Source organism: Aeromonas sp. R10-2 (assembly GCF_040908445.1).
Classification (GTDB): Bacteria; Pseudomonadota; Gammaproteobacteria; order Enterobacterales; family Aeromonadaceae; genus Aeromonas; species Aeromonas veronii.
This window is the reverse complement of the sequence record NZ_JBFODS010000033.1, coordinates 18,876-30,982: the sequence shown is the minus strand read 5'-3', so window position 1 is coordinate 30,982 and position 12,107 is coordinate 18,876. Positions and strand designations below refer to the sequence as shown.

The 12,107-nt window shown below is 62.0% G+C and carries 9 protein-coding genes and 1 pseudogene; 5 read left to right on the top strand and 5 right to left on the bottom strand.

What is annotated here, in order from left to right:
• Nucleotides 1-119: 119 nt before the first annotated feature.
• Both AB5Y97_RS07385 and AB5Y97_RS07380 read right to left on the bottom strand, forming a co-directional pair.
• Nucleotides 120-3,180, bottom strand: a pseudogene (locus tag AB5Y97_RS07385) (beta-galactosidase).
• 189 nt (nt 3,181-3,369) lie between these two features.
• Nucleotides 3,370-4,377 carry a substrate-binding domain-containing protein gene (locus tag AB5Y97_RS07380; protein ID WP_041915397.1) on the bottom strand — a complete coding sequence of 336 codons (1,008 nt, stop codon included), beginning with the start codon at nt 4,375-4,377 and terminating at the stop codon, nt 3,370-3,372.
• 201 nt (nt 4,378-4,578) lie between these two features.
• Here AB5Y97_RS07380 and galE point away from each other — a divergent pair, with 201 nt between their 5' ends.
• The 5 genes from galE to bacA all read left to right on the top strand — a co-directional run bounded on the left by galE (nt 4,579) and on the right by bacA (nt 9,773).
• Nucleotides 4,579-5,592 (top strand): UDP-glucose 4-epimerase GalE, encoded by a 1,014-nt coding sequence (gene galE, locus AB5Y97_RS07375; RefSeq protein WP_368157463.1) that lies wholly within the window; start codon nt 4,579-4,581, stop codon nt 5,590-5,592.
• 60 nt (nt 5,593-5,652) lie between these two features.
• A complete protein-coding gene (locus AB5Y97_RS07370) occupies nt 5,653-6,711 on the top strand; it encodes a UDP-glucose--hexose-1-phosphate uridylyltransferase (protein ID WP_368157480.1) in 1,059 nt (352 codons plus the stop codon).
• Nucleotides 6,708-7,856 carry a galactokinase gene (gene galK / locus AB5Y97_RS07365; protein WP_201947678.1) on the top strand — a complete coding sequence of 383 codons (1,149 nt, stop codon included), beginning with the start codon at nt 6,708-6,710 and terminating at the stop codon, nt 7,854-7,856. The genes AB5Y97_RS07370 and galK overlap by 4 nt, the downstream gene beginning before the upstream one ends.
• Complete coding sequence (galM, locus tag AB5Y97_RS07360) at nt 7,853-8,842, top strand: galactose-1-epimerase (RefSeq protein WP_201947677.1); 990 nt, start codon at nt 7,853-7,855, stop codon at nt 8,840-8,842. The genes galK and galM overlap by 4 nt, the downstream gene beginning before the upstream one ends.
• Nucleotides 8,843-8,957: 115 nt before the next feature.
• Nucleotides 8,958-9,773 carry an undecaprenyl-diphosphate phosphatase gene (gene bacA, locus AB5Y97_RS07355; RefSeq protein ID WP_167571508.1) on the top strand — a complete coding sequence of 272 codons (816 nt, stop codon included), beginning with the start codon at nt 8,958-8,960 and terminating at the stop codon, nt 9,771-9,773.
• A 66-nt stretch (nt 9,774-9,839) separates the two neighbouring features.
• Here bacA and AB5Y97_RS07350 read toward each other — a convergent pair whose 3' ends face one another.
• The 3 genes from AB5Y97_RS07350 to AB5Y97_RS07340 form a co-directional block, all read right to left on the bottom strand.
• Entirely contained in the window at nt 9,840-10,535 is a 696-nt protein-coding gene (locus tag AB5Y97_RS07350) for a ChrR family anti-sigma-E factor (RefSeq protein WP_201947674.1), read from the bottom strand.
• Nucleotides 10,528-11,097 (bottom strand): sigma-70 family RNA polymerase sigma factor, encoded by a 570-nt coding sequence (locus tag AB5Y97_RS07345; RefSeq protein WP_005355542.1) that lies wholly within the window; start codon nt 11,095-11,097, stop codon nt 10,528-10,530. The genes AB5Y97_RS07350 and AB5Y97_RS07345 overlap by 8 nt, the downstream gene beginning before the upstream one ends.
• Nucleotides 11,098-11,237: 140 nt before the next feature.
• Nucleotides 11,238-11,804, bottom strand: a complete 567-nt coding sequence (locus tag AB5Y97_RS07340; RefSeq protein ID WP_101530424.1) for an LON peptidase substrate-binding domain-containing protein — start codon at nt 11,802-11,804, stop codon at nt 11,238-11,240.
• Between the last annotated feature and the right edge of the window lie 303 nt (nt 11,805-12,107).

Below are 12,107 nucleotides of genomic sequence, written 5' to 3'. Positions count from 1 at the left end.
AAATACATATAAATAAAAATCAAACTTGAGACTCAATCTTTCCCACAGCATTGAGGCTAGTCGTTACTGGTCTGTTGTCAAAATGGCGCACTGGCCAGGCAGTCGCCTCAATAGCTGGCTTAACAGAGAGTGCAGCCCCAACGGTAACGACGCTCGAGCAGTTGATACTCGGGACGCACGCTTTGGCTCCAGGAGTCATCACCGCCCACCCCCATGTGGGCGCCATCGAGACAGACCCACAGCCCCTCTTCAGCCACCAGATCGCTCTGGTGACGGGCGGCGGCCAGCTGCTGCTGACTGAAGCGGCTGGCACTGAAATGGAAGCTGCTGCTCACCATAGTGCTGCCCAGCTGCAACTGGCGGGTATCACAGCGCAAGCCGTTGTCACTCGGGAAAATGTAAGGGGTATGCATCGCCTCCAGCGGCAAACTCCAGAGACCAAGATCGGCGCCCAGCAGACGATCCGGATAGTTCTCGTGAGGGCCACGCCCCAGCCATTCTGCTCGCGCTGGCACCTCGGCCAGATGGATCTGCAGACCAATCCGCGGCAGCGAAGGCAGCACCTGCGCCAGCTCGGTCTCTATCTCCAGGCTCATGGCGCCATCGTCGGTAAAGCGGTGATGCCAGTGACTCACCAGCAGCAGCTCATCGTGGTGGAAGTAGCCATGACTGACCCGGATATCCCCTCCGGCGACCGTGATCCCCAGACAGCGGTGCTGCCACTGACCGAGACCACAGCCCTGCCAGCGAGCAATCCAGGAGTTGGGGTCGGCGTGATCCGCTTCGCTGGTGCCAATGTCGTTGTCGAGCGGCGCCCGGTAGAAGTGATCCATGATCGGCGCCAGCAACTGCTCCTGCCCCGATTTTTGCCAACTGGTGATGCAGCCGCTCTGCTTGTCGAGCCACCACTGGCTGTTTGCGGCGGTGATCCGCCAGCCATCCGGCTGCTCGCTCAGGGTAGCGGCAGCGACCGGCGCTGGCAGGGCAAGGGGAGTCGGCAGGGTGAACTGCTGACGGGCGACCTTGTGATCCGCCTGCGACCAGAGAGTGGCCTGTGGCTGCACGATGGCCAGATCGAGCCAGGCCAGTGAGCCTGCCGCAAAAGGGGGGCAGCGTCCCGCTCAGGGTCAACTCGACCACCCCTTGCGGCTCCAGCATGAGGGAAACCTCCCCCTGCTGCTGCACATGGCCGTTCTCGCACAGCTGCCAGCAAAGCCGCTCGTTGTCGGTTTCCCGAAACAGGTATTCGCTCTCGATCCGCACCCGCAGCGGTGTGTGCTCAAGCAGGGTGAAGCGGAACGGCTGCTGGGCACGTTTTGCCTCGAACAGGGTGGGATGGGGGGTGCGATCCGGGAACAGCAGACCGTTGCAGCAGAACTGACGATCGTTTTGCACATCACCAAAGTCGCCGCCATAGCCCCAGTAGTGGCGACCATCGGCGGTGTATTTGTCGAGCCCCTGATCGACCCAATCCCAGACAAACCCGCCTTGCAGGCGTGGATGATCGCGAAACGCCTGCCAATAGTGGACGTAGCCCCCCAGACTGTTGCCCATGGCGTGGGCATATTCGCAGAGGATCAGCGGCCGGTGCTCGCCGGGCAGGCCGATCCACTTGGCCAGCGCCCACTTGGGTACCGCAGGAAAGGGTTGATCCTGATGGGTTCTGGCATACATGGGGCAGATGATGTCGGTGGCCGGGGTATCGGCCCCGCCCCCCTCGTACTGCACCGGACGGCTCGGGTCGCTGCGCTTGATCCAGCCATACATGGCATCATGGGCCGGGCCGTAACCCGACTCGTTGCCGAGCGACCAGATGATGATCGAGGGGTGGTTGAAATCCCGTGCCACCATGCGGGTCGCCCGCTCCAGAAAGGCGTTGCTCCAGGCGGGATCCCGCGCCAGCCGCCCCATGGGGGTCATGCCGTGGGTCTCCAGATTCGCCTCGTCCACCACATAGAGACCGAGCCGATCGCAGAGGCGATAGAAGTCGGGATGGTTGGGATAGTGGGAGCAACGCACCGCATTGAAGTTGTGCCGCTTCATCAGCAGCAGATCCCGCTCCATGGTGGCGCGATCGATGGCATAACCCTTGGCGGGATGGTGTTCATGACGGTTGGCACCGCGTATAAGCAGCGGCTGCCCGTTGACTCGCAGCAGGCCGCCACGGATCTCCACCACCCGAAAGCCCATATCGCACGCCTCGCTCTCGATAACCTGACCCTGCTCGTCGAGCAGGGTCAGGGTCAGGCGATAGAGATGGGGCGTCTCGGCGCTCCACTTGCGCGGCGCAGCCACGTCGAGCCAGAACTCGGCGCGATCGTCGTAAGCCCCTTTTTCATCAATGGCTTGGGTACCGATCGGCTGGCACAGGGTCGCGACCCGCTCGCCGCCGTCATAGAGATTGACCTCCACCGACAGACCGGCCCCATTAGCCACCTGCAGTGCAATCTTGAGACGGCCATCCCGATAGCTGGCATCCAGCTCGGGGGTCACCCGCATATCCATCAGATGACGGGACGGTTTGTGCAGCAGGCTGACGGAGCGGAAGATCCCCGACAGCCACCACATATCCTGATCTTCCAGATAGGAGCCGTCGGACCAGCGCAGCACCAGCACCGCCAGCCGGTTGCGACCGCTCTGCAGATAAGGAGTCAGATCGAATTCGGCGGGCAGGCGGCTGTCCTGGGAGTAACCGACCCAGCGGCCGTTGCAAAAAAGGTGGAAGGCGCTGCTCACCCCGTCGAAGATGATCCGGCTCTGACCGCTGGCCAGCCAGTCGGCGGGCAGTTCGAACTCGCGGGAGTAGCAACCGGTGGGGTTCTCCGAAGGCACCCGGGGCGGATCGCAAGGAAAGGGGTACTTGATATTGGTATAGATGGGGCCATCGGTGAGCGGCCGCGCAGCCGGATAGGCGGCATCCAGCTGCCAGTTACCCGGCACGGTAATGGGAGTGGCATCCGCCAGATCCTGCACCAGCCAGCTCTCGGGCACCCGCTCGGGGGCGGCAAAGAAGGAGAAGCGCCACTCGCCATCGAGCAAGAGACGGGAGGAAGAGGCCAGATCACCCCTGGCATCCGTTTCGCTGCGCCAGCTGCACATGGGGGTATGGGCAGCCAGACGATTTACCGACGTAATGGCCTGAGTCTGCCAATCCTGACGCGCCACTATCTCCCTGAGCATTCACTCTCTCCCTGCTGATTGGAAAACGTATTCAGTCTAGAGAAGTATGACGCAGGGAACGGCGATCTCGCTCACACAGATGTAAACGATTACACTAATTTTGTTAAGTAAAGCGGAGTAAAAATGATTAAAAATAGGTAAAACAATAACTGTGCAAGAAACGGCCCTGAACAGAGCCGCAAAAGGGGGCTATCCGGCCCGAACCGGTGCCACCGAGTGGCGATTGATCAGGGTGGGGGTATAGATCCGGCTCTGGGTCGCGTCACTCTCCCCCGCCGCCAGCTGAATGGCCAGCTTGGCCGCCTGGGCCGCCATCAACTCGATGGGATAGCGCATGGTGGAGAGCTTGGGGCGCAAATATCTGGCATAGATGATGTCATCGAAGCCCACTACCGATACCTCCTCCGGCACTCGCAGGCCGTTGTCCGCCAGCACCGAGATGGCGCCCGCCGCCATGGCATCGTTATAAGCCACCACGGCGGTCACCTTGAGCCCCTTGGCCAGCAGGTTGAGCATGGCGCGCTCGCCCCCCTCCTCGTTCGGGGTGCCACTCTCGATAAGCTCGGGATCGGCTGCCAGACCCGCCTCCATCAGTCCATCCTGATAACCCTGCAGGCGCAAGGTGGCATCCTCGATGGCGTGATCCGAGCTGATGAAGGCGATATGGCGGTGGCCCAGTTCGATCAGGTGGCGAGTCGCCGTAGCCGCACCCAGCCGGTTATTGAGGGCAATGCAGCGTCCCTTGAGGGCCGGAATATCGCGGTTGATCAGCACCATGCCGGGCACCCGCATGGCGTAATCGTAAAGCTCCTCGTCGCTCAACGCCTTGCTGTGCACCACCAGCGCCTCGCAGCGCTTGCCGATCAGCAGCTCGATCGCTTCACGCTCCTGACGCGCCTTGTGAAAACCGTTACCCATCAGCAGGTGAAGGTTCTGCTCGACGGCGATGCCGGAGACACCCTTAACCAGTGCACCGAAGAAGGGATCGGCCACGTCACCGACCACTACCCCCATGGTGTCGCAAGTCTGGCTGACCAGTGCCCGCGCGTTGGCGTTGGGGGTGTAGCCCAGTTCAGCCATGGCCTTCTGCACCACTTCGCGAGACGCGGCACTGGCCTTGGGGGAGTTGTTCATCACCCGTGAAACCGTTGCCACCGACACATTGGCCAAACGGGCGACATCCTTGATGGTGCTCATGCTGTTTTCACTTCTTTCACTGTGCAATAGAGCGCCATTATACCCAGCAAAGCCATTGAAAACAGGGGTGAAACGCATATCTGCCGTCAGGATAACCATAAAAACAGTGTAATCGTTTACACCATTTTGCAAGCAAGCTCACAGTTTGGTCGCCACACCCTCGGCTAGACTGCTTCCAGACACTTTTCAGTGGAGAGCAAGATGAACGTTCTGGTCACCGGCGGTTGCGGATATATCGGCAGCCACACCTGTCTGGCCCTGCAAGCGGCAGGCATGAATCCCGTGGTGGTCGACAACCTCGGCAACAGCAAGCGCAGCGTGCTGGCGCGAATAGCCGCCATCAGCGGCCAGCAACCCCTGTTCTATCAAGGGGATATTCGCGATGCCGCCCTGCTGGACCGGATCTTCGCCGAACAGCAAATCGATGCAGTGATCCACTTTGCCGCCCTCAAGGCGGTCGGTGAATCGACCCGCATTCCACTGGATTACTACGAGAACAACCTCGGCGGCACCCTCACCCTGCTGCAGGCGATGAAGCGGGCCAATGTGCACAATCTGGTGTTCAGCTCCTCGGCCACCGTCTATGGCGATCCGGCCAGCCTGCCGATCCGCGAAGATTTCCCCCGCAGCGCCACCAACCCCTACGGACGATCCAAGCTGATCATCGAGGAGATCCTCGAAGATCTGCAACTGGCCGAGCCCCACTGGAGCATGACCCTGCTGCGCTACTTCAATCCGGTCGGCGCCCACGAATCGGGCACCATGGGTGAAGACCCGCAAGGGATCCCCAACAACCTGATGCCCTATATCACCCAGGTCGCCATTGGCCGTCGCGACTGCCTCTCGGTCTTTGGAAACGATTACCCCACCCCGGACGGCACCGGTGTGCGCGACTACATCCACGTGATGGATCTCGCCGAGGGGCACGTCAAGGCACTGCAACACTGTGCCGGCAAGGGTGGCGTGCACACCTACAACCTGGGCACAGGCCAGGGCCAGAGCGTATTGCAGCTGGTCGCCGCCTTCTCCAATGCCTGCGGCAAGCTGCTGCCGTTTCGCATCGAACCGCGCCGCCCGGGCGACATCGCCGCCTGCTGGGCCGATCCGGCCAAGGCGCAGCGTGAACTGGGCTGGCAGGCGACCCGCAACATCGACGCCATGTGCGCCGACAGCTGGCGCTGGCAATCTGCCAATCCGAACGGTTACGAGGAGTAGGCCTGCCTGCTCCCTGTTAATAGATGACCCTATTTTTCAATACCTTATTCAGGAGAGATGATGTTCAACCCCATCGATCATCCCCATCGCCGCTTCAATCCGCTAACCGGCCAGTATGTGCTGGTCTCCCCCCATCGGGCCAAACGCCCCTGGCAGGGACAGGTGGAGAAGGTGAGTCAGGCCCCCAAACAGGCCCACGATCCCGACTGTTTCCTCTGCGCGGGCAACACCCGGGTCACCGGCGACATCAACCCCGACTACAAGGGCACCTTCGTTTTTACCAACGACTTCGCCGCCCTGATGCAGGATACCCCGGCCGCCAATAGCGCCAGCGATCCCCTGCTGAAGCTGGAAGCCGCCCGCGGCACCAGCCGGGTGATCTGCTTCTCGCCGGATCACGGCAAGACCCTGCCCGAGCTGCCGTTGCTCGCCATCGAAGGGGTGATCACCACCTGGAGGGATCAGGTCGCCGAGTTGTCGGCCCAGTGGGAGTGGGTGCAGGTATTTGAAAACAAAGGGGCCGTTATGGGCTGCTCCAACCCGCACCCCCACGGCCAGATCTGGGGCAGCGATTTCCTGCCCAACGAGATCGCCCGCGAAGAGCAGCACCAGCGTGACTGGCTGGCCGAGCATGGCCGCCCCATGCTGCTGGAGTATGTGGAGCGGGAGCTGGCGGATCGCTCGCGCATCGTGGTAGATACCGAACACTGGCTTGCCGTGGTCCCCTTCTGGGCCGCCTGGCCGTTCGAAACCCTGCTGCTGCCCAAGGCGCACGTCCCCTCCATGCTCAATATGACCCAGGCCCAGCAACAGGATCTGGCGGTAGCGCTCAAGGAGCTCACCAGCCGTTACGACAACCTGTTCGAGTGCAGCTTCCCCTACTCCATGGGCTGGCACTTTGCCCCGCCCAAATCGGATTGCCCCGAGGCGTGGCAGTTGCATGCCCACTTCTATCCGCCACTGCTGCGCTCCGCCACCGTGCGTAAATTCATGGTCGGCTTCGAGATGCTGGCCGAAACCCAGCGTGACCTTACCCCCGAGCAGGCTGCCGAGCGGCTGCGTGCCCTGAGCCCCGTTCACTACAACCAGACCAGCCACACCAATGAGGAGGCCCTATGACCCCCAGCCAACGCGTCAGCACCGTTTTTGCCGAGCAATTTGCCAAAGCGCCCGATCTGCTGGTGCGCGCCCCCGGCCGCGTCAACCTCATCGGTGAACATACCGACTACAACGACGGCTTCGTGCTGCCCTGCGCCATCGACTACGAGACCTGCGTCGCCATCGGTCTGCGCGATGACCGGCAAGTACAGGTGATCGCCGCCGACTACGACAACCAGCGTGACCTGTTCGACCTCGATCAGCCCATCGAGCACCACGCCGACCAACGCTGGAGCGACTACATCCGCGGCGTGGTGAAGTATCTGCAGGAGCGCGGTTATGCCCTGCGCGGCCTCGATCTGGTGGTCTCCGGCAACGTGCCGCAGGGGGCGGGGCTCTCCTCCTCTGCCTCGCTGGAAGTAGCCATTGGTCAGGCCTTCAAAGAGGCGCTGGGGCTCGACATCAGCCAGGCCGAGATCGCCCTCAACGGCCAGCAGGCGGAGAACAAGTTCGTCGGCTGCAACTGCGGCATCATGGATCAGATGATCTCCGCCAGCGGCAAAACCGATCATGCCCTGCTGCTCGACTGCCGCTCGCTGGAGACCCGCCTCATCCCCATGCCCACCGATCTGGCGGTGCTGATCGTCAACTCCAATGTGCGCCGCGGTCTGGTGGACAGCGAATACAACACCCGTCGCCAGCAGTGCGAAGCGGCCGCCCGTCACTACGGGGTCAAGGCGCTGCGCGACCTCGATCTGGCCGGACTGGAAGCGCGCAAGGCCGGGCTGGATGATGCTTGCTATCGTCGTGCCCGCCACATCGTTGGGGAAAATGCCCGCACTCTGGCGGCCGCCGATGCGCTGGCGAGCCACGATCTGACCCGTCTCGGCGAGCTGATGGCCCAGTCGCACGCCGCCATGCGCGATGACTTCGAGATCACAGTGCCCGCCATCGACGGTCTGGTGGAGATCATCAAGGCTAGGATCGGCACAGATGGTGGCGTGCGGATGACCGGTGGCGGCTTCGGCGGCTGCGTGGTCGCCCTGCTGCGCCCCGAGAAGGTGGCCGAGGTGATTGCCGCCGTCGAGGCGGAGTATCCGGCCATCTCGGGCCTCAAGGCCGACTGCTACGTCTGCTCTGCCAGCGCCGGTGCAGGCAAGCTATGAGCAGCGCCATGACCCCGTTCGAACTGGAAAATGAAGAGGGGCTGCGGCTGCGCGGCCTCGACTTCGGCGCCACCCTCACTTCCCTCACCCTGCCGGTGGCGGGCAAACGGCGTGAAGTGCTGCTGGGCTGTGCCGACGACGCCTATCCCACCCAGCAGGTGTGGCTGGGCGCGGTAGCAGGACGCTTTGCCAACCGCATCGGCGGTGCCGAGCTGGTGCGTGATGGACAGCGCTGGCCGCTGAATGCCAATCAGGCACCCAACTGTCTGCACGGCGGGCAGGCAGGCTTTCATCACCAGCGCTGGCAAATCAAGGAGCTGGAGGCGGATCGGGTCAAGCTGGCGTTGCTCTCCCGGGCGGGAGATCAGGGCTTTCCCGGCAATCTGCGGGTCACCCTGGAGTACCGGCTGGAGCAGAGCGATCTGGTGGTCGATTTTGTGGCCAGCACAGATGCAGCGACCCCGGTCAGCCTTACCAGCCACGCCTACTTCAATCTCGATGGGCAAACCGATGGCGGCGATATCCGTGACCACCTCATCAGCATCAATGCCGACCACTTCCTGCCGACCGACCCGAACGGTTTGCCGATCACCATCACTCCGGTGGAGGGGCCATTCGATCTGCGCCGCGAGCGCCTGATTGGCCAGGATTGGCTGAACCATCCCCAGCAGCAACAGGCCAAGGGGTACGATCACGCCTTTGTGCTCAACGGCCCGACATCAGAATGGGCCGCTCGGATAGTCTCTGGCGACAAGCAGTTGGCGATGGAGGTCTATACCAACCAGCCCTCGCTACAGTTCTACACCGGAAACTGGCTGGCCAATACCCCGAACCGCAGCGGCCAGTCGCACCGGGATCACGACGGCTTCTGTCTTGAGGCGCAACAGCTACCGGACAGCCCCAATCGCCCCGAGCTGGGCAACCCCTGGCTGCTGCCGGGCGGGCGTTATCACCACCAGACCCGCTACCGTTTTATCCGCGACTGACTTAAAGGTTTCATGATTTTTACATAGCCTCAGCAGTCACTATCGAGCAAGATAAGCCGCCCCGAGACCCTCCCGGGGCGTTTTTACATCAACGAAGTTAAGGATTGTTTGTTCGATGACTGACACCTATAGCCTGCTGGTCGCCTTTATTCTGGGCGTCGTCGAGGGGCTGACCGAGTTCCTCCCCGTCTCCTCCACCGGCCACATGATTATCGTCGGCCATCTGCTGGGCTTTGAAGGGCCCAAGGCTGCCACCTTCGAAGTGGTGATCCAGCTGGGCTCCATCCTCGCCGTCGTCGCCGTCTTCTGGCGCCGCCTGTTTGGCCTGATTGGCATCCACTTTGGCCAGAAGCCCTCTCAGGATCATGCCACCCTGTCGCTGATCCACGTCATCCTCGGCATGCTGCCCGCCATCGTGGTCGGTCTGGCCATCCACAGCTGGATCAAGGCCAACTTGTTTGGTCCACAGACCGTAATGTACGCACTGGTCGCGGGGGGCATCCTGCTGATCATCGCCGAGAAGTTCCGCCCAGCCGTCACAGCCGAAACCCTGGATGACATCAGCTACAAGCAGGCGTTCGGCATCGGTCTGTTCCAGTGTCTGGCCCTGTGGCCCGGCTTCTCCCGCTCCGGCGCCACCATCAGTGGTGGCATGCTGATGGGGATCAGCCGTCACGCCGCCGCCGAGTTCTCCTTCATCATGGCTGTGCCCATGATGGTTGCGGCCAGTGGGCTGGATCTCTACAAGAGCCGCGATTTCCTCTCGATGGCCGACTTCCCGATGTTTGCAGTGGGCTTTATCACCGCCTTCGTGGTAGCGATGTTTGCGATCAAGACCTTCCTGACATTGATCCGCCGCATCGACTTTATCCCGTTCGCCATCTACCGCTTTATCGTGGCATTCGCCGTCTATCTGGTGTTTGTCGCCTGATCGGCAGCCTGCAATGAAATGACAAAAGGGACCAACTTGGTCCCTTTTTCTATGGCGTCATGGTGCTCAGTAGAGGTGCTGGCTGATGCCATTCAGCAGCCGCGACAACCCCTTGGTGAACTGCACCGGCGCATCCTGCACCGTGTAGCAGAGGCAGCCATCTGGCGTATGCGGGCTGTGGGAGTGGCTGGCATCGCGCCAGATGAAATCCCCCGCCTTGTAAAGGGTATCGCCATCCTGAATGTTGCCAGCCAGCAGCAGGGTCAGCTCATAGCCCTGATGGGTGTGCTCGGGGATGCGACCGCCCGCTTCGATATGGAGCAAACTGGCGCGCGCCCCCATCTCGTCCAGCGGCAGACTCTGCTGACGAATAGCCCCGATATGGCGCCACTTGGGCGAACGATAACGGGCCAGCACCCGTGGCAAACGGTAGGCGTGACCGGCCACCTCAAGCTCGCCGTGCTGCGTTCGGGGCTGGTCGTGTGCTGGCTCGGAGAGGGGCTCTGCCAGCGGCTGGGCCAGAATATCCGCCAGCATGGCGTCGAATCCGGCGTCCAGTCCCACTTCATCGCGTGAGGCCAGCTCGGGCTCTGCTGGCGAGGCAAGATATTGCTGCGCCAGCTCATCTTCGAATGTCTTCAGTCGGGCAGCACAATCGGGGCAGAGTTCACAGTGGGCGGAGAGCCCCACCGCCAGCGGCAGAGGCAGCTCGTCGGCGGCGAAGGCGCGCAGCATAGGGTCGGTCGGATGGGCTTTAATCATGGCCTTGCTCCACTTGCTCTTTCAGTTTCTGTAACGCCAGTCTGAGGCGGGACTTGATGGTACCGAGCGGCACGCCGAGTCTCTCCGCCAGCTCCTGCTGGGAGAACTCCTGCAGATAGATGCCGCGCACCACCTGCTGTTGCGGCTCCGGCAGGGTGCCCAGGTAGTGGGCCATCTGACGGGTCAGCACGGCATCCTCGCCCCCGCTCAGGTGCTCCTCTTCGGCCTGAAACTCCAGCACCGGCCACAGCTCCTCGGCACAGAGATCCTCCTTGCTGGCGCGACGACGGCGCAGCATGTCAAAGCACTGGTTGCGCATCACGGTGTAGATCCAGGTGGTCGGCGCCCCCTTCTCGGGGTGGTAGAGACGCGCCTTCTGCCACACCAGCAGCATGGTCTCCTGCACCAGCTCCATGGCGTTGGCTTCGCTGCCGAGGTGGCGCAGGCCGTAGCTGCGAATACGCGGCGCAAAGTGTTGGAACAGGCGGGCAAAAGCAGCCTTGTCGGCCTGCTCTGCCACCCTGATCAGCAGAGATTTGAGGTCGCCATCCGGGTTATCCATCACGGGCGAGGTCCTGCGTATGGTCGAGTGTGGTTGGCCAGTATATGCCATTGCGCCATCCCTTTGGTGTGCTGTCGAACATGCTGTGGTGATGACTTGTACGGCGCTGCGGCGCTGGCGGATCAGCAGGTCAGAAAAAATCAGTGGCTGGCCACCAGCACCCCCTTGAGCAGGGCGATGGCGGGCTGATTGTCGGCAGCGGCCAGCAGCAGCTGCTTCTGTTCGGGGGGGATCGGCAGCACCTCCAGCCAGCGCTGGGCCACCCAGTTGCCATCATCCCAGCGGGGGGCGGGATAGAGGGCGGCATAGTCGGGATAGTCGGCAAACACCTCCCGCAACGCCTCGACCAGCGGTTGCTGATCGGGATGGAGCCGGCGGGGCGGCCAGGCCGTCAGCGGCGTCACCTCGCCGATACGCAGGCCATCCTGCTCCTGCCACAGATCCTCTATCTGCACACGCTCCATCCCCTGCACCGTGATCCCCAGCATGCCGTCCGGCAGCCGGTCGAAATCGATGATGGTGACCCGGGTGGCGATGGGCAGCATGTTGCGCAGGGCGTCGGGCTGGCGCGGATCCACCATGCAGAGGGCAAAGCCGGACTCCCCCGCCTCTGCGATCATCCGCTGGTATCTCGGTTCGAAGATCCTCAACGGCATGACGCCGCCGGGCAGCAGGTGGGCAGATAGGGGAAACAGCGCCAGTCGCATCGCAAACTCCTCGGTTGGGAACCTCTGTTGATACGCCGGGCCAGAGGGAGGAGATCATTCCCGTCAGCGGAAAGGAAAAACCCTTAACAATCAGGGGAAAATAGCCTGGACAAGCCGCTTCGATATGCAGTAGAAATGGATAAGCACCGTAATTTCCGCCCAATATTCTGGAATATGGCGCCAAACGCAGTGAAATATCCGCCCGACAGCGAGCGGCGGGTCATCCCTATAGTTTTCTCGGGCCGATGCGGGTAAAATTCACGCCCTTATATATCAGTCATTTTTCGACGCGCAACCTTGGTG